Origin of the sequence: Nonomuraea sp. NPDC049028, from assembly GCF_043197735.1 — a bacterium.
GTDB lineage: Bacteria > Actinomycetota > Actinomycetes > Streptosporangiales > Streptosporangiaceae > Nonomuraea.
In genome coordinates, this window is record NZ_JBICTR010000005.1 from 564,922 (window position 1) to 584,150 (window position 19,229).

Annotated in this window: 12 protein-coding genes; 5 read left to right on the plus strand and 7 right to left on the minus strand. The window is 70.5% G+C overall.

Annotation, left to right across the window (positions count from 1 at the left end):
• The 6 genes from ACGFJ2_RS22235 to ACGFJ2_RS22260 all read right to left on the minus strand — a co-directional run bounded on the left by ACGFJ2_RS22235 (position 1) and on the right by ACGFJ2_RS22260 (position 6,422).
• A complete protein-coding gene (locus tag ACGFJ2_RS22235; RefSeq protein ID WP_393470998.1) occupies positions 1 to 912 on the minus strand; it encodes an ABC transporter ATP-binding protein in 912 nt (303 codons plus the stop codon).
• Positions 909 to 1,898, minus strand: a complete 990-nt coding sequence (locus tag ACGFJ2_RS22240; RefSeq protein WP_357939310.1) for an ABC transporter ATP-binding protein — start codon at positions 1,896 to 1,898, stop codon at positions 909 to 911. The genes ACGFJ2_RS22235 and ACGFJ2_RS22240 overlap by 4 nt, the downstream gene beginning before the upstream one ends.
• 29 nt (positions 1,899 to 1,927) lie before the next feature.
• Positions 1,928 to 3,466 (minus strand): ABC transporter substrate-binding protein, encoded by a 1,539-nt coding sequence (locus tag ACGFJ2_RS22245; protein ID WP_393471000.1) that lies wholly within the window; start codon positions 3,464 to 3,466, stop codon positions 1,928 to 1,930.
• Between the two features lie 82 nt (positions 3,467 to 3,548).
• Positions 3,549 to 4,424 (minus strand): ABC transporter permease, encoded by an 876-nt coding sequence (locus ACGFJ2_RS22250; protein WP_358200985.1) that lies wholly within the window; start codon positions 4,422 to 4,424, stop codon positions 3,549 to 3,551.
• Positions 4,421 to 5,350, minus strand: a complete 930-nt coding sequence (locus ACGFJ2_RS22255; RefSeq protein WP_357939316.1) for an ABC transporter permease — start codon at positions 5,348 to 5,350, stop codon at positions 4,421 to 4,423. The genes ACGFJ2_RS22250 and ACGFJ2_RS22255 overlap by 4 nt, the downstream gene beginning before the upstream one ends.
• Positions 5,351 to 5,396: 46 nt before the next feature.
• On the minus strand, positions 5,397 to 6,422 hold the full coding sequence (locus ACGFJ2_RS22260) for a LacI family DNA-binding transcriptional regulator (RefSeq protein WP_357939318.1): 1,026 nt from the start codon (positions 6,420 to 6,422) through the stop codon (positions 5,397 to 5,399).
• A 213-nt stretch (positions 6,423 to 6,635) separates the two neighbouring features.
• Here ACGFJ2_RS22260 and ACGFJ2_RS22265 point away from each other — a divergent pair, with 213 nt between their 5' ends.
• Genes ACGFJ2_RS22265 through ACGFJ2_RS22280 form a run of 4 tightly spaced genes read left to right on the plus strand, consistent with a single transcriptional unit; the run spans position 6,636 to position 13,280 of the window.
• The gene (locus tag ACGFJ2_RS22265; protein ID WP_393471004.1) at positions 6,636 to 8,720 is read left to right on the plus strand and encodes an exo-alpha-sialidase; all 2,085 of its coding nucleotides are present in this window, start codon (positions 6,636 to 6,638) and stop codon (positions 8,718 to 8,720) included.
• Positions 8,717 to 10,597 carry a glycoside hydrolase family 127 protein gene (locus ACGFJ2_RS22270; protein ID WP_393471007.1) on the plus strand — a complete coding sequence of 627 codons (1,881 nt, stop codon included), beginning with the start codon at positions 8,717 to 8,719 and terminating at the stop codon, positions 10,595 to 10,597. The genes ACGFJ2_RS22265 and ACGFJ2_RS22270 overlap by 4 nt, the downstream gene beginning before the upstream one ends.
• A complete protein-coding gene (locus tag ACGFJ2_RS22275; RefSeq protein WP_393471010.1) occupies positions 10,594 to 12,432 on the plus strand; it encodes a trehalase family glycosidase in 1,839 nt (612 codons plus the stop codon). Before ACGFJ2_RS22270 ends, ACGFJ2_RS22275 begins: the two co-directional genes overlap by 4 nt.
• Positions 12,429 to 13,280 carry a phytanoyl-CoA dioxygenase family protein gene (locus tag ACGFJ2_RS22280; protein ID WP_357939326.1) on the plus strand — a complete coding sequence of 284 codons (852 nt, stop codon included), beginning with the start codon at positions 12,429 to 12,431 and terminating at the stop codon, positions 13,278 to 13,280. The genes ACGFJ2_RS22275 and ACGFJ2_RS22280 overlap by 4 nt, the downstream gene beginning before the upstream one ends.
• Positions 13,281 to 13,332: 52 nt before the next feature.
• Here the strand turns inward: ACGFJ2_RS22280 and ACGFJ2_RS22285 are convergent, their stop codons facing one another.
• Positions 13,333 to 17,019 carry a glycosylhydrolase-like jelly roll fold domain-containing protein gene (locus ACGFJ2_RS22285; RefSeq protein ID WP_393471013.1) on the minus strand — a complete coding sequence of 1,229 codons (3,687 nt, stop codon included), beginning with the start codon at positions 17,017 to 17,019 and terminating at the stop codon, positions 13,333 to 13,335.
• A 295-nt stretch (positions 17,020 to 17,314) separates the two neighbouring features.
• Here ACGFJ2_RS22285 and ACGFJ2_RS22290 point away from each other — a divergent pair, with 295 nt between their 5' ends.
• Positions 17,315 to 19,225: an amino acid transporter gene (locus ACGFJ2_RS22290; protein WP_357939330.1), complete on the plus strand. Its 1,911-nt coding sequence runs from the start codon at positions 17,315 to 17,317 to the stop codon at positions 19,223 to 19,225.
• Positions 19,226 to 19,229 lie beyond the last annotated feature (4 nt).

Consider the following 19,229-nt stretch of genomic DNA (forward strand, 5'->3'; position numbering starts at 1 on the left):
TCAGGTGCTGTCCTGAACGCCTGCGGTGGACAGCTCAAGAGCGGCATCGAGCAGGCCGCGGGTGTACTCGTGCCGCGGCGACCCGAGAACGTCCGCCGTCATCCCTTCTTCCACCACCACACCACGGCGCATGACGGCGATCCGGTCCGCGATCTGGTGCACCACCCCGAGGTCGTGGGAGATGAAGAGCATCGCCAGATGGTGCCGCTCACGTAGGTCGACCAGCAGCCGCAGGATCTGCGCCTGGACCGACACATCCAGGGCGGACACCGCTTCGTCGCACACCAGCAGCCGCGGCCTGACGGCGAGCGCGCGGGCGATGCTGACCCGTTGGCACTGTCCGCCGGACAGCTCGTCCGCCCGGTGCCGGGCGACGCTCGCGTCGAGCCCGACGTCGTCGAGCAGGCGGTGCAGCGCGGCGGTACGGTCGCCGGGCGGGGCCGAGCTCGGATGGGTGCGCCAAGCCTCGTCGATGATGGCGGCGACGGTCATGCGCGGGCTGAGCGAGGACCGCGGGTCCTGGAAGACCATCTGCGCGGCACGTTGCTGCGCCGTGGTCCGGCGCCCGACCGGTCCCACGGGCACGCCGTCGAGCAGGACGGAGCCGGACTCGGGCCGGACCAGGCCGACCACCGCGCGGGCCACCGTGGTCTTGCCCGACCCGGACTCTCCGACCAGTCCCACGATCTCGTCCGGAGCCACCGCGAGGCTCACGCCGTCGACCGCGACGAACTGCCCAGACCGCCGCTCAGCGCGCGAGCTGAACCAGGAGCCAGAGCGGTCAGCGCGCGACAGGAACCACGAGCCACGGCGGTCAGCGCCCGACCCGAGCCAAGCGCCACGGCGGCCGAAAGTGACCCGCAGGTCGCGCACCTCCAGCAGGGTCCCGCCCGCGTCAACGTCTTCACTCATCGCGACAGCAGCTCCTCGGCGAAGTGGCACGCGGCCCATCGGCCGGGCGCGACGGATCTCGGCTCCGGCTCCTCGGTGCGGCACCGATCACGTGCCAACGGGCACCGAGGGTGGAACGCGCACCCCGGCGGCCGGTTCGCCGGTGTGGCCGGCGTGCCCGGCAACGGGTGCGCCAGCGCGGTACGGGTCCGCACCGCAGGCACGCTCTCGACCAGCGCACGGGTGTACGGGTGGGCCGGGCGAGCCAGCACCGCCGTGGTGGGGCCGCGCTCGGCGACCCGGCCGGCGTACATGACGACGACCTGGTGCGCGACGTGCGCCACGACCCGCAGATCATGGCTGACCAGGAGCATCGCCAGTCCCTGGTCCTGCTGGATGGAGCGCAGCAGGCGCAGGATGCGCGCCTGCACGGTGACGTCGAGCGCGGTGGTGGGCTCGTCGGCGAGCAGCAGCGCCGGGCTGCCCGCCAGGGCGAGGGCGATCATGGCCCGCTGTCGCATCCCGCCGGAGAACTCGTGCGGATAGCTGCGCATCCTCGTGGCCGGTTCCGGTACGCCCGCCAGTTCGAGCAGTTCGAGGACCCGCTGGCGGACCTCGGCGCGCGGGCGGCCGGCCCGGCGGAGGATCTCGCCCACCTGGCGGCCGATCGCCTGCGTCGGATTGAGTGCGGCCAGCGGGTCCTGAAAGATCATCGCGATCTCGTGGCCGCGCAGCCGGCGCCTCCGGGCGGGGCTCGCTCGGAGGAGATCCTCGCCCCGCCAGCGCAACTCCCCGCCGGTCGCCGCGCCGTTCGGGAGCAGACCGATCATGGCGTTCGCGGTCATCGTCTTGCCGCTGCCCGACTCGCCGATGAGTCCGACCGTAGTCGCCGGCGGGATGTCGAACGTCACCCGGTCGACGACGCGGATGGCACCTCCGGCGACGGGCAGGTCGATGACCAGCCCGTCCACCTCGAGCAACGGGTCGCCCGTCGTGGCGTCGGACACCGGCCGAGGGTGTGACGTCCGCGTTCGGCTCATGAACCGCTGACCTGCATGCCGGCGAAGTCGGGCAGTCCGTTCGGATCCGGCGTGACGCCGGTGACCCGGTGGTTCCAGACATAGGCGTACTTGACCGCCATCGGGAACATGCCGACCGCGTCCCGCCAGATGATCTTGCTGGCTTCACCGTACAGCCTGACCCGCTCGTCGGCGTCCGGGCTCGCCCCGGCGGCGGCGAGCAGCTTGTCGAGCTCGGGGTTGCAGTAGCCGTTGCGCTTGGCCGCGCAGGGGTACAACCGGCCGAGCGTGTTGGCCGAGTCGAACGTGGGGTTCGACAACTGCTGGAAGTTGATGTCCCAGTTCAGGGCGAGCAGATCCTTGGTGAACACCGCCTGCTCCTTCTCCAGCAGGTCCACCTGGACGCCGATCTTCTGCAGGTCGGAGACGATCGCCTGGTTGAACGGCCGGAACTCGGCGTTGGCGAACTGCAGCCGCAGCTTGGTGGCGAAGTCGAAGCCGGCGGCTTTCAGCGCGGCCTTCGCCGCGTCCGGGTCGTAGCGGACGGGCTCCTGGGGGACGTGGCCGAGGGTGACGGGCGAGACCGGGGCGTCGGCCAGGGTGCCGGTCTGCGGGTACAGCCGCTTGATGATGGTCGCGAAGTCGACCGCCTGCCACAGCGCCCGCCGTACCTTGGCCTCCTTCAGCGCCGGTACGGAGGAGTTGAACCACATGGTGAACACGGCGGTGCTCGGCACCGTCTCGACCTTGAGGTTGGAGTCGCGCTGCAGTTCCGCGAGCTGGTCGTCGGGGATGCCCCAGATGAGGTCCACCTCGCCGGTCCGCAGTGCGGTCATCCGGGCCGCGAGTTCGGGCATCTTGCGGATGGTCACCCGTCCGAGCCGGGGCGCGCCTGCGTAGTAGCCGGGGTTCGGCACCAGCACGAGCGTCCCGGCCGCGTCGAACTTCTCCACCTTGAACGGCCCTGATCCGACCGGGTTCTTGAAGAACGCCGGATTCTCGCCGGTCAGACTGCCGGGCAGCACGTAGAAGATGGCCAGCTTGTACGGCACCGCCGCATCCGGTTTCGCTGCCTTCAGCACCACCTCGGTGGGCGAGGTGGCGGTCATCGTGTAACCGGTGAAGTTGGCCGAGCTCGTGCTCTTGAGGTCGATGAACCGCTTGAACGAGGCTACGACGTCGTCGGCGGTGACAGGCTTGCCGTCGCTGAACTTCACGCCCTGCCGCAGCGTGAACGTCCACTGGGTGGCGGAGGCGTCGGGCTTCCAGGCGGTGGCGAGGTCACCCTGCAGGCTGCCGTCCGGGCGGGGCCGCATCAGCCGGCTGAAGATCGCCTGGGCGGCGAGCTGGGTGCCGGTGGCGCTGCCGGCCAGGGGACTGGCCGGGTCGAGGTTGTCGATGGGGTAGGTGCCGGCGACGGTGATCTCACTTCCGCCGGTGCCGCCGCCGGTGCCGCCACCGGTGGCGGCGCTGCATCCGCTCAGCGCGATGGCCGCGGCGGCGATAAGGGCCAGTGCCGCGTGGCGCGGCCTGCCTGAGGCAAGAGGTCTGGTCATGGACGTCTTCCCGTCTTCAGAGGGCTTCAGGGGGTGCTTGTGAAGGGAAGGAGGGTGTGCCGGTCGGACGTGGGCCGGTGCCTTATCTGAGATGTCCGCGTCCGTATCGGGCGGTGAGCTGGTCGCCCAGGATCCCGATGTTGATGATCAACAACGACAGTGCGACGCCGGGCAGAGCCGAGATCCACCAGGCGGTTTCGAGGTACTGCTTTCCGTTCGCGATGGTCTGGCCCCACGAGACCGCCGAGTTGGGCAGGCCGATGCCGAGGAAGCTGAGCCCGGCTTCGGCCAGCACGACGAGGGCGAACTCCAGCGTCGCCAGGGCGACCACCGGGCCGGCCGTGAGCGGCAGGATGTGCCGCAGGAGGATGGACACCGGCCGTACACCGAGGACGCGGGCCGCGTCGATCCAAGGCCGCTCCCGGACCGACAGCGCGACGCCGCGGGTGACTCGCGCGAACGAGATCCAGGCCGTCGCGGAGAGCGCGGTCACGACCACCAGGACGCTGCGCTCGAAGGCGCCCGCGATCACGATGGTCAGCAGGATCGCCGGGAAGGCGAGCAGGATGTCGATGCCACGGGCGAGCACCGTGTCCGGCCAGCCGCGAAAGTAGCCGGCCACGATGCCGATGGTCACGCCGATCAGACAGGAGACGACGACGGTCGAGACACCGATGATCACTGATGTGCGGGCACCGTAGACGACCTGGGCGAGGACGTCCCGGCCGAGACCGTCGGTGCCGAACCAGGCGATCCCGCCCGACGTGACATGCGATCCCGGGCTGAGCAACCGGTCGTCGAGAGCGACGCGCACCGGGTTGTAGTCCATGACCAGCGGGCCCGCCCCGCCGACCACGGCGTAGATGGCGAGCACGGCGTACGGGATCCGGCTGAGCCACCGACCGGCCGCCCCACGCCCGCGGCCGACGCCGGGCAGGACATCGACGAGGGCGGTCATGCCGCACCGTCCAGTTTGATGCGCGGATCGAGTTGGGAGTAGAGCAGGTCGGCGACGAGATTGAACAGCATCACGATGCCGGCGATCAGGAAGGTCGCCGCCTGTACGACGGCGTAGTCGCGGTTGGAGACCGCGTCCACCACGAGCGTGCCGAGTCCGGGCCAGGCGAAGACGTTCTCGACCACGACCGCCCCGCCCATCAGGCCGGCCATGTGCAACCCGACGATGGTCACCACGGGGATGAGGGAGTTGCGCAGTGCGTGGCCGAGCAGCACCTGCCGCTCGGTGAGACCTTTGGAGCGAGCCGTCTGGATGTACGGCTCGCGCATGGTCTCCGCGACGCTCGTCCTGGTCAGGCGGGCCACGATGGCGGTGAACGGCAGCGCCAGCGTGATCGCCGGCAGGATCAGGTGCGCGGGCGTGCCCGCCCCCGCGCTGGGCAGCAGGCGGAAGGCCAGCGCGAAGATGAGGATCAGCATGATGCCCACCCAGAAGGTGGGGAACGACTGCAGGGCGATGGTGCCCGCGGTGACCACGCGATCGACGACGCCGCCCGGACGCCCGCCGGCCAGCAGTCCGAGCACGAGGCCGAGGGCCACGGCGATGAGGGTGGAGGCGAGCATCAGGTCGGCGGTCGCGGGCAGGCGCTCGAACACCTGCGACATCGCCGGCCGATCGAAGCGGTAGGAGCCGCCGAAATCCAGCCGCGCCACGTCGGCGAGATAGCTGAGGTACTGCGTGAACACCGGCCGGTCGAGTCCGAGTTTCGTGGTGAGCTCGGCCACCTGCTCCCGGCTCGCGTCCGGGCCCAGCAGGATCGTCGTCGGATCGCCCGGGGCCACCCGGACGATGAGGAAGATGAGCGAGGCGGCTCCCCACATCACCAGCACGCCGACGAGCAGCCGTTTGGCGATGACCCGGATCATGTGTCGTCCCAGATGTTCCAGCCGACGGCTGCGGGCTTGGTCACTGCTATCTCCTTGGTGGTGCCACCGTCGCGCCCGGAATGAGGGGGCATTCGACGTATTCTCTGCGGGCCTCCGGCTCGGGCGCCTCCAGCAGTCGCACCAGCAGGTGGGTGGCTTGCCGGCCCATCTGCTCGCGTGGGACCACCAGGCCGGTCCAGGGCGTGTCGGTGCGGGACGCGCCGGTGGAGTCACCCAGCACGACGATGCTCAGATCGTCCGGGACCGACATTCCGTGCCGCTGCGCGCAGGTCAGAAGCTCCTCTGCCAGGAGGATCTGCTCCGCCACCACGGCGGTGATATCGCCGTGCCGGATCTCCGCCAGCAGACCCGGCACATCGTCGGCGGACTTCAGCGTCCATACCGGACCGGTGAGCCGCCTGGCTTCCCCGGCCGGCATCGCTCGCTGGAATCCCTTCTCCCGATCTCGGCTGGGCTGCGCCCCGCCGTCGCCGATGCGGGCGTAGGCGATCCGCCGGTGGCCCAGCTCGTACAGCTGTTCAGTGAGCTGCTGGGTCGCTCCGGCGTAGTCGGCCGCCACATAGGAGATCGGCACTCCGGATACCTCCCGGTGTCCCACGTAGACGAACGGGTAGCCGGTGTCGCGCAGCCGTTCGATCTCCTCGACGTTCGGGTCGCGCCCGAGCAGCAGCGCGCCGTCCGCGAGGGACAACCGGGTCGCCCCGTCGCGGAAGACCTGCCGCTCGCCACCGCCGCTGGTGAACATCAGCAGGTCGTAGCCGAGGTCCGCGGCCGCCTGCTCCATGCCGAGCAGGAACGGGAAGTAGAAGTCCACGCTGGTCGTCGGGAAGACCGGTTCGAAGGTGTGCACTCCGATGATCTTGTTCTGGCCGCCGGCGAGGGACCGGGCCGACGGGTTGGCGACGTAGCCCCATTCGCGGATCGCCGCCAGCACTCGCTCTCGGGTCGTCGGACTGATCCGGACGTCGTTCCGCTCGTTCAGCACGAGCGAGACGGTGGCCTGACTGACGCCCGCGAGGCGCGCGATGTCGGCCTGGGTAGGTTTTCGCACCGGTCCGCGACTCATCCGAGCCCCCTGCTAATGCGCCTAACACAGTGATCGCAAAGTCTGGCTCTCGATCCTGTGAAATGTCAATGGACCTGGGCGAGAACGCGCTCTCTGCAATCGAGGGCAATTACTAATACCCATTAGCGTCTGGTGTCCGGGGGAGATCGCCGGTACCGTCCAGTCCTGTCCTCAGGAGGTTGACCCGAGGAGAGCCGCATGACCTTTCCCATCAGCCGGCGGACGTTCGCCCTCGGCCTCGCCGCAGGTGCCGCCACGACCGCCCTGCCATCCCCCGCCGCGGCTTCCCCAGCAGGAGCCGAACCGTTCTTCGCGGAGGCCACCCTGTGGGACTCCGCCGTGGATCCGCTGGCCAGCTACCACGTGCACGCCCTTGCCGTACTGCCCGACGACACGATCCTGGCCTGCACCGAAGGCCGGCACCTGGTGTGCGACGCCGGACCGCACGACCTGCTCATCCGCCGCAGCACCGACAAGGGACAGACCTGGAGCCCATCCCAGGCGGTGGCGCTCTCCGTCGACGGCCAGTCCTGGTCCAACCCCACCTTCGTGGTGGACCGGACGACGAGCGAGGTGTTCCTGTTCTACGGGCTCTGCGTGCAGTTGCCGGAGAACACGAGCTGCTCCGCCGACTCCAGCACGATGTACGTCAGCTCCAGCAAGGACGGCGGCGCCACCTGGGGCGAACCGCGCAGCCTGGCCGGCCTCTTCGACCACTTCCCCTACAACTGGGCGATGCACGGTCCGGGGCCCGGTCACGGCATCCAGCTCGACTCGGGCCGGCTGCTCCTCACCGTCTCCCACCGCACGATCATCACCGGCGTCCCCACCGCCGACCGCCACTACGGCGCCTCGACCGTCTACAGCGATGACCACGGCCGCACGTGGCAGGCGGGCGGTGAGGTGCCGATGGGCGCGGGCTATCCCACCGTGGGGGAGGCCAGGCTGGTGCAGCGCGACGACGGCACGGTGCTGATGAACAGCCGGCCCGGCTCGGGCAACGACTGGCCTCGCGACATCGCGGTCAGCGGGGACGGCGGTCTGACCTGGTCACCCCCCACCATGGACTTCAGCCCCGGACTCTTCAACGGCGTCGACACCGGCCTCACCCGCTACACCGGCGGACCACGCAGCCGAGGCGTCAACCGCGTGCTGTTCAGCCGTCCCGACGCGCCGATGCGCTGGAACATGACGGTCGCGGTGAGCTACGACGAGGGCGACTCCTTCAGGTACAGCCGCTCCGTCAACCCTGGCCGGGGGTATTACTCGGATCTGGCGCGCCTGTCCGACGGCACGATCGTTCTCCTCTACGGCTGCGACGGCGACCTCGACGGCACCCCGCGGCGCGTGGCCGCCGCCCGGTTCAACCTGGAGTGGCTGACACAGGGCCGGGACAGCCTGGCCACCGGCCCGAAGCTGACCGAGAAGACGCACGACCTGGGTCACTCGGCGCCGCGTGCCCGCCGGTCCGGCGGAACGGTTTCAGTGGTACGCGAGGCCACCGCGCGCGGCGGTGCCCGTGCGGCCTTCGTCCCCGCCGCGACCGGGGACTTCATCGAATATCCCTTCATCGTCACCCACGGCGGTGAGCAGGAATTATGGCTGCGTTACTACCGATCCGGGGACGGCGGCCTCATGGCGGTGACCGTGGACGGGAAGACACCGCGCAACTCCACCCTGGATCTGACGGCCTTCCGCGGTAACGGCTACGACGTCGCTCTGCTGGACCGGATGCGGCTGCGGCCGGGCCTGCACACCATCCGCTTCACGCTGGCCGGCGCCGGCCGGGGTGGTGGCACGGCCATCTCACTCGACCAGCTGAGCCTCATCCAGGCAGCCGCCGCGCCGGACGTCCGCGAGGAGGTCACCGTCGACAACGGCGGGCTCGGCTTCGACACCACCGGCACCTGGCCGAGCAGCAGAGGCGTCACCGGCTACTACGGATTCAACTACCTCACGCACGCTCGCGGCACCGGAACCAACCTCGCGCGGTGGCGACCGGCGCTCCCGGGCGACGACCGGTACGAGGTGCTCGTCTCCTACGCGGCCGACCCCAACCGGGCGACCAACGCCACGTACGTCGTCCACCACGCCGAAGGCGTGACTCCGGTGGCCGTCAACCAGCGGGTGCGCGGTGTGCCCGACGTCCGCATGGGCGAGTGGACGTCTGTGGGCACCTTCTCCTTCAAAGCCGGCATCGACGGATATGTCGAGCTCAGTGACGCGGCCGACGGTGTGGTCATCGCCGACGCCGTCCGGTTCCGCAGACAGGTGTCATCGTGACGGCCGTACCCGGCCCGACCGCCGCGGTGGTCTTGCGCCCGCTCTCCGCCAACCGGGTGACCGGCGGTTTCTGGGCCCGGCGGCTGGAGGCCAACCGGGCCGCGATCCGGCTCGGACACGAACGGCTGATCCAGGCGGGCAACATCGGCAATCTCCGGATCGCCGCAGGGGAGTCCACCGGCGCGGCCAAGGGGGCCGGCTTCTGGGACTCCGACGTCTACAAGTGGCTGGAGGCGGTCGCCTGGGAGTACGCGCGCAGCCCTGACGAAGGGCTGCTGGACCGCCTGACCGAGCTCAGCCGGACGATCGCGGCGGCGCAACGCGAAGACGGATACCTCAACTCCGCCATCCAGGTCCGCGGCGAGGAACGGTACGCGCGATTGTGGATGAGCCACGAGCTCTACTGCGCGGGCCACTTGATCCAGGCGGCGGTGGCCGCGGCCCGGGCGACCGGCCAGGTCCGGCTGCTGGAGGTCGCCACCCGGTTCGCCGACCATCTCGCCGACACCTTCGGCCCCGATCGGCGCGGCGAGCTGGACGGGCACCCCGTGGTGGAGATGGCGCTCGTCGAGCTGTACCGGCAGACGGGTGTGCGACGGTACCTTGACCTGGCCCGGCACTTCGTCGAAGCCCGCGGCCATGGCCGGGCCGCGAAACCGGGCTTCGATCCCTCGCACTACGGCGACCCCGCCCACTACTCCGACCGGCTTCCCGTACGCGAAGCGGAGACGGTGGAGGGGCACGCCGTGCGCGCCGTCTACTTCGCCGCGGGCGCCACCGACGTCGCCATCGAGACCGGCGACGCCGAACTGCTGGCCGCGGTACGCCGGCAGTACGACACGATGCGCCGTCAGAAGCAACACGTCACCGGCGCGGTCGGCTCACGCTGGGATGGCGAGGCGTTCGGCGACGCGTACGAGCTACCGCCCGATCGGGCGTACGCCGAGACCTGCGCCGCGATCGGGACGATGCAGTGGGCGTGGCGGCTGCTGCTGGCCACCGGGGACTCCGCCTACGCCGACCAGATCGAGCTGCTGTTGTACAACGCCCTGCTGCCCGCGGTGTCGCTGAGCGAAGCGGACTACTTCTACGTCAACACGCTTCACCGGCGGACCGGCGCACGGGGTGACGTGCAGCGGGCACCGGCGTACGGCCGCCGTCCATGGTTCAACTGCGCCTGCTGCCCGCCCAATGTGATGCGTACGCTGGCGGGCCTGCCCGCATACCTGGCGACCGGCACGGAAGACGGGCTCCAGGTGCACCTGTATGCCCAGAGCACGCTGACCTCGGGTGGGCTCACCGTCACCATCGAAACCGAGTACCCAACGGACGGCCTGGTCACGGTGACCGTACAAGAGGCGCCGCCGCGGGAGGTGGAACTGGCGCTGCGCGTACCGGACTGGGCCGAAGGGTCCACCGTGGACGACAAGCCGGTGGCGCCCGGCGGCTACGCCCGCACGCGCCGGGTGTTCCAGCCCGGCGATCGGGTGCTGCTGCGGATGCCCATGCCCCCTCGGCTCCTGGTGGCCGACGACCGCGTGGACGCCACGCGCGGGTGCGTCGCCGTCACCCGTGGGCCGCTGGTCTACGCGATCGAACAGCCCGACCAGCCGTCCGGCGTCGTCCTGGAGGACATCCGCCTCGATCCCGCCACGCCGCCGCGGCTCGAACACCGGCCGGACCTGCTCGATGGCGTGATCGTGCTCCGCGCGAACGGCGCGCTCGCGCCGGGACCCGCTGAGTCCTCCTACCGGCCGTACGGGCAGCCGGTCCCGTCGGCGCAGCCTACGGACATCACGCTGATCCCCTACTACGCCTGGGCCAACCGCGGCCCGCACGCCATGCGGGTGTGGATTCCGGTGAGAGGGAACACATGACGAACTACGCCCGTATCCAGGCCGCGCTCGCCCAGGGCTGGAACACCTGGGACACGCGCAGCGTGCTCACCCATGTTCTCCTCCCCGACGCACTGGGCCTGTCCCTCGGCCTGAAGGAGTACTACCGGGGCACCTCGCTGCGTACCGCTCAGATCGGCCGCCGCACCGAGGGCGCGGAGACCGTCACCCTGGGCCGCCACGCCTACGACGGCAGCTTCACTGAGACGATCGTGACGTGGGCGGGCATCACGATCCGGGTGCAGACGGCGCACGCGGGCGACGACCTGGTCGTGCTGGTGACGCCCACCGCCAACCAGCCCAAGAGCGCGCTGCTGACCGTCGGTGTCGGCTACCTGTGGAACCGGCCCGGCTCCGTCACCCGCGAGGGCGACCGGATCACCGCCGAGGGACCCGGCGGGACCGTACCGGTCTTCTGCACGGCACTGTACGTCGACGATCCCTACACCGACATCGACGGGCCGTACCTGGCGATGGAGCTGTCCGGCGCCGTCGGGATCAGCACCGGCCGCGCCCGTGACCTGCCGGAGATCGCAGAGATCGTCGCCCGCGCCGCCACCGAGATCGGCACGGCCGGCACCGACCCCATGGCGCAGCACCGCGAGATCGTCAGGGACGCCATCTCCTGGAACACGATCTACGAACCCGCGCGGTCCCGCGTGCTCACGACCGTCAGCCGGCTCTGGAACGTCGGCAAGCGCGGCGGCTACGCCCTGTTCTGCTGGGACGCCTTCTTCAACGCGCTGCTGGCCGCCGTGTCGAGCAAGGAACTCGCCTACGTCAACACCGTCGAGATGCTGCGGGCCCTGACGCCGGAGGGCTTCGTCCCGAACGTCGAGCAGGGCACCGGCCGCAAGACCTACGACGGATCCCAGCCACCGGTGGGCTCGCTGGTGACCCGCGAGCTCTACCGAAGGTTCGGCGACCGGTGGTTCCTGGAGGAGACCTTCGCGCCGCTGCTGTCCTGGAACCGCTGGTGGTGGCGGGTGCGCAGGGACGGCGACCTGCTGTGCGTCGGCTCGACCTACTTCGACCCCGAGTTCCCCTCGCCGCAGGACATCCCCCGCATCCACCAGCACTTCGGCGCGACCTGCGAGAGCGGCTGGGACGGTCACCCGGTCTTCGAAGACGTGCCCTTCGACCAAACCAAGAGCCTGCTCGCCGCCCACGATGTGGGGCTGAACAGCCTGTACGCGGCCGACTGCGAGGCACTCGCCGACATCGCCGACGTCCTCGGCGACCGCGCTGCCGCGGCGGAGCTGCGCGAGCGGCACGCGGCAGTCGTGGCGGCGATGGAATCCCTGTGGGACGAGCCGAGCGGCATCTACCGCAGCAGGCGCACCGACACCGGGCTGCCGACCGAGCGACTGTCCACGATGAGCTTCTACCCCCTGCTGGCCGGCGTCGGCACGGGCGAACGGACCCGGCGCATGGTGTCCGGGCACCTGATGGCCGACGACGGCTTCGGCGGCGAATGGATACTGCCGACCTCACCGCGCAGCGAGCCGATCGACCTCCGCGAAGGCACCTACTGGGCGGGACGGGCGTGGCCGCCGGTGAACTTCCTCGTCTATCTGGGACTGCTGCGCGCCGGGGAACGCTCCGCCGCCGAGTGGCTCGCCGAAGGCAGCTCCAGGCTGGTGCTGAAGGAATGGAACCAGCAGCGCCACGTGCACGAGAACTACTCCAGCAGCCACGGCGGCGCGTGCGACAAGCCGAACAGCGAGCCGTTCCAGACCTGGGGCGCGCTGCTGAGCCTCATCGTCCTCATGGAAGGCGGCGAGGTCGGCTTCTTCGAGAAAGGTAGTACGGCGTGACGAACACCGAGCTGAAGAGCACATACGAGCGCGACGGCTTTCTCGTCCTCCGGGACGCGTTCAGTCCGGGTGAGGTCGACAAGCTGGTAGAAGAGGCCGTCCGCATCTGCCGCGGCGAACTCGGCGACGTCCAGGGGGCGCTCCCCGCCGGGCCCGCCGACACCGACGACGACGTTCTTCGCCGCTTCCTCTGCGTCCACTACCCCCACAAGCTCTCCGAAGTGATGCTCGCCGCCATGCGTCATCCGGCGATCGTCGCACCGCTCACCACGATCATCGGCCCGAACGTGAAGTCCATGCAGTCCATGCTGTTCATCAAGTCCGAAGGGGAGCCGGGACAGGCCTGGCATCAGGACGAGATGTTCATCCCGACCCGCGACCGTTCGCTCACGGCGGTCTGGCTCGCCCTCGACGACGCCACCGTCGAGAACGGCTGCCTCTGGGTGCTGCCCGGCTCACACCGATCCGGCGTGGTGTACCCGAACCGTGAGCACGATGATCCGCGCTACGACTGCACGGTGGAGTCCTACGGCTTCCCGTTCGACGACTCCGACGCGGTGCCCGTGGAGGTCCCGGCCGGCTCCGCGGTCGTGTTCAACGGCTACCTGCTGCACAAGTCGCTGCCCAACACCGCCAGGAGCGGCTATCGGCGGGCCCTGGTCAATCACTACATGAGCGCCGAGTCGCTGCTGCCGTGGGACGTCCCCCCGGCGGGGACGCCCATGGCGCAGGTGGACCACCGCGACATCGTCCTGGTCGCCGGCGTCGACCCGTACGCGTACAAGGGCCTGCGGGAGGTACGCCGGCCGCGGATCCGCCCGAACAGGGACGGCGGCTGTGACAGATGACGGCCGGGGATCGACCGTCATAAGAGCCTGTCACCGGCCTGTCGCTGGAGCACTAGCCGAGCAGCAGGCGCGCCGGGCCGTGCAGGCCGCTCACCCGCTGCCCTGGGAAGACGAAATGCGTGGGGCTGACCGCGTCGAGATGCGGCGCGAGCGTGCCGTACACCTCGACCTCGACGGTGTTCTCACCCTCCCGCAGCGCCGCGCCGACGTCGAACCGGTACGGCGAGCACACCCTGACCCCGCACGACCGGCCGTTGACCCGCACCTCCGCGGTGCCGCGCACCCGGCCTAGATCCAGGAGAGCGGTGTCCGGGCGCTCGTCGAGATGGACGGCGCGGCGGTAGCGGACGCCGCCGCTGTACTCCGGCAGGCCCGAACGCTCCCAGTCGCCCAGTTCGATCGGGCCGGGTCCGGTCTCGATCTCTATCGGCCCGGTGAGGATGGCGCCGGCGGTGTGCCCGGCCTCGGTCACGACGCGGAGCAGGGCCTCGCGCGGCCCGGTCCGGCCGTCGAGGGACACCTCCAGGCGGCCGGTGCCCTCCGCCGCCGGCTGACCATCGATCAGCAGCTCGGCCGCGCCGCGCAAGGGCACCCGTAGGGCGGTGGCGCCCGGCGGGACCTGGAAGCGCAGCCATTCGACGCGCCCCGCCGTGCCCGGCTCGGCGAGCACGGTCGGCAGCACGACCGGTAGCCCTGTAGAGGACGCGGGGTCGGCCGGTTCGTTTCGGTCCTTTGACAGCCAGGAGGTGCCGGGGAGGGGGTGCGGGCGGCGCGGCAGGTGCAGGGCGGCGGGGTCGCAGTACTGCGTTCGGTGGATCTCGGCCGCGACGCGCTCGCCGTCGTGCACCGCCCACCAGCCAGGGCCGGAGGTGACGCAGCCGTCGACCAGGACCGGCTCGGCGCCGTCACCGACCCGTACGGTCACCTCGTTGGCGCCGGGCCGCAGCACGCCGGCCAGGTCGTAGCGGCGGACCCGGGGCTTGCGGTGGTCGGCGTACGGGTCGAAGCCACCCTGCCGGCCCATCTCCACCCCGTTGACCAGCACCCGGCAGGCCGTTATCGAGGCCACCTGGAGGACGGTCCCCTTCGGCGTGAACGCGGCGGTCAGCTCGGTCGGACCCGCCGGACCGGTGATCCATTCCGGGCGTAGGTAGTGCTCGGGGTCCGTCACGACGGCGACGTGCGCGCGCAGCCACCCGTCGTCCTCGGGCACCAGCCGGACCTCCAGCAGGTGGCTGCCGGGCGAGAGGGGCCGGCGGGCCAGCGCCAGGTAGCCCCGGTCGTCCAGGTCGACGTCATGACCGTCGATCCGCACCGCCTTGGCGGCCGCGGCGCCGACGGCGAGGAACCCGTGCTCCGGCACGGTCAGCTCGGCCCTGAACCGGGCACTCCGCCCCATGGCCACCTGGCCGAAGTCCAGGAACTCCTCCGGCACGTGCCCCTTGGGCCCGAGGTCGAGGCGGTGGATGGGGTCCTTCCTGATGCCGCGCGAGGTCGAGTACACCGCGGGCCGCCACTCCTCGCCGTCGGTCCGCAGGCTGCCGTGCGAGCCGAACGTCGCGTACGCGGGCCGCCACTTCAGGCCGTCCACGCGATGCTCGACCTCCCAGCGGTGCAGGACCGGCCCGGAGTGGCCGAGGTCGCCCCAGGTGTCGTCCAGGGTGGGTACGAGCTCCATCTCCCAGCCGGTGCCGAGATCGAGCTTCTCCGTGGGGGACGCGGCCGGTTCGGGATCCACTAGTTGCTCGCCCGTGAAGACGAGCAGTGCGGCGGGCCCGGCATCGAACGGCACGACGACCTCGGTGTGCTCGCCCTCCACCGTGTACGGCAGCGCGCGCACGCCGCCGCCGAACGGGTCCACCAGCAGCGGGGTCCCCGAGACGCCGCGCACTCTCACCGGCATCTCGGCGGCGTACCGGGCGGGGTCGAAGTCGATGGTGGCCGAGTCCCAGCCCTGGTCGATGCCGCGGTCACCCGGCCGTTCGACCGACACATGGCTCGCCATGGGGAAGGTGGCCTGGAGGTAGACGATGGTGGCGCCGTCGAACTCCCGTACCAGCGGGGGAACCGGCGCCTCGACCCGGCGCAGCGGCGACAGCAGCGGACCGAGGTCGGCCGTCGTCGCGGCGAAGCGGACCCGCGAGCGCAGCGGCCCCTCCGGGCGCACGCCCACGGCGACGACCAGCCCACCCCGATCCGCGAACGCCACGAGAGCCTCTTCCGTGGCCGGATCGAGCGTCGTGCAGGCGGGCAGCACGATCCCGGCATAGGACTCGTCCGCGACCTCCAGCCGCGTCCGGGCCGCGCCGTCCCCGACGGCGGCGTCCGCCCCCGCACCGTCCCCGGCCGCACCGTCCCCGGCCGCGCCGGTCCGGCCGGGCCGGATGGTGGCCCGCTGGACCGAGTCGTCGTCGATCACGTCGGCGTCCAGCCCGAGCCGGTCCAGGACGCCAGGAAGCATCCGGAACCAGGCCATGTCCCCCACGATCTCGCGGTACACCTCCTGCGCCCGCGCGGCCTCCGCCCCCACCCCATCGAGCCGCGTGTCCGCCTGAGCCGTCGCGGTGGGCATGAGGACCGCCAGATCACAGGCATGCCGGCCCAGCGAGAGGGCCGCGCACAGCCGGGTGACGGCGTCGGCGAAGACGCGGTGGTGCCGCCAGTACGGCTGCCGCCAGTCCGTGGCCGGCGGCGCCCACTCCCACCACCCCGCCTTGGTCGTGTAGTAGACGGCGTGCGGGTTGTACAGGGTGGCTCCGGCCCGCAGCCAGGGCAGCAGCCAGTCGAAGGTCTCCTCCAGCGTGCCGCCCCACCCGCTGGAGTGGAACGCCTCGATCCAGGTGCGCGGCCGGTCGTACAGGTGGGCCAGCGAGGAATGCACCCGCGCGTCCCCGTGGTGGTCGGAGCCCGGCGCGCTGAACCAGCGGTGCGTGCGCGCGTAGTCGGCGTACAGCTGCACGCCCTCCACCGGATGACCGGCACGGGCGGGATCCTGCTGGTCACAGCCGCTCAGCAGGCCATGGCGGGCGTGCCACTCGGCGAGCGGCCGGAAGAACGCCTCCTCCGCCAGTTCGGCGCGGGTGCGCTGGTAGTCGCGGCGGATCTCGCCCGCCCTCGCACCGTCCGCCCACAGCAGCGGCAGGTGCGGGGTGAGGTCGTAGCCCCGGCGCTTGTCGAACTCCACGGCGAAGGTGTCCGACCAGGTCGGGACCGCGGGCAGCTCGTCCTGGAAGGAGCCGGCGATGACCCCGCCCAGCCGGTGCCCCAGCCGGCGCTCGAACTCGCCGTGCACCCGGTCGATCAGCACCGCGCACGCCTCCGCGGACAGGTAGTCGAAGCCGCGCGTGGTCACCGAGCCGTCGGGGCCCAGCCAGCGGCCGGCGAAGCGGGGCTGCTCGTCGACCAGCCGGGCCTGGAGGTCGGCGCCCGAGAAGCCGAGCTGGTCGTAGAACCACAGGGAGATCCCCAGCTCCTCGGCGTCGGCGCACACCTGCTCCAGCAGGGCCCACCACTCCTCGGAGAAGAACGGCGGGTCGTCGGCGTCGGAGCCGAACATCGGTCCCGACGGCGCCAGGTTGAGTATCACGAGGTTCCACACGCCGCCCTCGGCGAACCGCTCCAACTGCCAGCGCAGCCGGTCGCGTCTCAGCCGCTCGCCGCTCCACCACCAGATGGCCGCGGGGGAGTACGCCCGGGGCGGGTCACGCAGGATGTCGGCGAGCGCGGCGGGCAGGGTCATGCCAGCTCCAAGGGGTACGCGGCGGCTGAAGCGGCCTAACATTGACATGTGATTCTCACGTTGTCCAGTGTTACAAAGGAACCTGCCGGATCCCCTCCAGTTCGCCTGCTTCGGCCAGTGGAGCCCAGCTCAAAGCGGCTGTGAGCGACCGTGTTACATAGCTGGTCGTTTTCACATCCGGCCTCGTGGCCGGTCTGGCGCGATATATACGTTTTCTTGACGCCCTCACCAGCCGAAACACCCATCTGCCGTCACTAGTGTGCGTAGTGCGCGATATTGATGGAGGGTGACCGGGATGGTGCTGGCGAAACGGCCGGTCGCTACTGAGGGAACACTGCGGTCGTGGCTGCTCGAAGGGCTGCAGACCGACCGCAAGCAGATCGAGCACGGCCCGCACGTGAAGCACTCGTGGTGGCGGGTGATGTGCCTGACGGGTGTCGACTACTTCTCCACGCTCGGCTACCAGCCGGGCATCGCCGTGCTGGCGGCCGGACTGCTGTCGCCGCTGGCCACGCTGTTCCTGGTGGCCTTGACGTTGCTGGGCGCGCTGCCGGTCTATCGGCGGGTGGCCGCCGAGAGCCCGTACGGGCAGGGCTCGATCGCGATGCTGGAGAAGCTCGCCCCGCAGTGGTGGGGCAAGTTCTTCGTGCTGGCCCTGCTCGGGTTCGCCGCGACCGACTTCGTGATCACGATGACGCTGTCGGCCGCCGACGCCACCGCGCACCTGCTGGAGAACCCGTTCATGCCCGACTTCCTGGCCGGGCAGCGGGTGATCGTCACGCTGGTGCTGCTGGCGCTGCTCGGCGGGGTGTTCCTGATGGGGTTCACCGAGGCGATCGCCATCGCCGTCCCGCTCGTCTTCGTCTATCTGGGACTGAACGCGGTGGTGGTGGCGACCGGGATCGTGCACGTACTCCAGGCACCACGGCTGGTGTGGGACTGGGAGAGCGCGCTGAGCGTGAGTTACAGCAGCCCGCTGGCGATGATCGGGCTGTCGCTGCTGGTGATGCCCAAGCTCGCGCTGGGCATGTCCGGGTTCGAGACCGGCGTGGCGGTGATGCCGGTGATCAAGGGCGGCATCGAGGAGCGGATCGCCGGCACCAGGCGGATGCTCACCACGGCCGCGTTGATCATGAGCGTGTTCCTGATCTTCTCCAGCTTCGTGACCACCGTGCTCATCCCGCACGAGGAGTTCGCGGAGGGCGGCAAGGCCAACGGGCGGGCGCTGGCCTACCTGGCCCACGGTTATCTGGGCAACTGGTTCGGCACGGTTTATGACATCAGCACGATCGCGATCCTCTGGTTCGCCGGCGCCTCGGCGATGGCCGGCCTGATCAACCTGGTGCCGCGTTACCTGCCCCGGTACGGCATGGCGCCGGAGTGGACCGGGGCCGTGCGGCCCCTCGTGCTGGTCTTCTCCGTCATCGCGTTCGCCATCACGATCATCTTCGACGCCGACGTCGACGCCCAGGGCGGCGCGTACGCCACCGGCGTGCTGGTGCTCATGCTGTCGGCGGCGGTCGCCGTGACGCTGTCGGCCAGGAAGAAACGCCAGCACGCGGCGACGGCCGGGTTCGGCGTGATCTCGGCGGTGCTGGCGTACACGCTGATCGACAACGTCTTCGAGCGGCCGGACGGTGTGAAGATCGCCTCGTTCTTCATCGCCGCCATCGTCAGCCTGTCGGTGATCTCGCGGGCGACGCGCTCCACGGAGCTACGTGTCATCGACGTGCACCTGGACTCGCTGGCCGAGGAGTTCGTCAACGAGGCGTGCGGCGACATCCATGTGATCGCGAACGAGCCGCAGCAGCGCGACCAGGCCGAGTACAACGACAAGCTCCGCGAGACGTGGATCACCCACCGGCTGCGCAGCAACGAGCCGGTCCTGTTCGTCGAGGTGACGGTGCCGGACGCGTCGGAGTTCGAGACCGAGCTGCACGTCCAGGGCGAGGAGCGGTACGGCCACAAGATCCTGAAGATCGAGAGCTCGGCGGTGCCCAACGCGCTGGCCGCGCTCCTGCTCTACCTGCGTGACCGGACCGGCGGCGTACCGCACATCTACTTCCACTGGACCGAGGGCAACCCGGTCGTGGCGATGCTGCGTTACCTGGTCTTCGGCGGCGGCGACGTGCCGCCCCTCACCCGCGAGGTCCTCCGCAAGGCGGAGTCCGACCCGGTACGCAGGCCGCACGTCCACGTGGGCTGAACCG

Coding starts and splice junctions, on each gene's coding strand:
- ACGFJ2_RS22285 (WP_393471013.1), bottom strand. CDS start 17,019: ATGACCCTGCCCGCCGCGCTCGCCGACATCCTGCGTGACCCGCCCCGG.
- ACGFJ2_RS22245 (WP_393471000.1), bottom strand. CDS start 3,466: ATGACCAGACCTCTTGCCTCAGGCAGGCCGCGCCACGCGGCACTGGCC.
- ACGFJ2_RS22235 (WP_393470998.1), bottom strand. CDS start 912: ATGAGTGAAGACGTTGACGCGGGCGGGACCCTGCTGGAGGTGCGCGAC.
- ACGFJ2_RS22290 (WP_357939330.1), top strand. CDS start 17,315: ATGGTGCTGGCGAAACGGCCGGTCGCTACTGAGGGAACACTGCGGTCG.
- ACGFJ2_RS22255 (WP_357939316.1), bottom strand. CDS start 5,350: ATGATCCGGGTCATCGCCAAACGGCTGCTCGTCGGCGTGCTGGTGATG.
- ACGFJ2_RS22275 (WP_393471010.1), top strand. CDS start 10,594: ATGACGAACTACGCCCGTATCCAGGCCGCGCTCGCCCAGGGCTGGAAC.
- ACGFJ2_RS22250 (WP_358200985.1), bottom strand. CDS start 4,424: ATGACCGCCCTCGTCGATGTCCTGCCCGGCGTCGGCCGCGGGCGTGGG.
- ACGFJ2_RS22265 (WP_393471004.1), top strand. CDS start 6,636: ATGACCTTTCCCATCAGCCGGCGGACGTTCGCCCTCGGCCTCGCCGCA.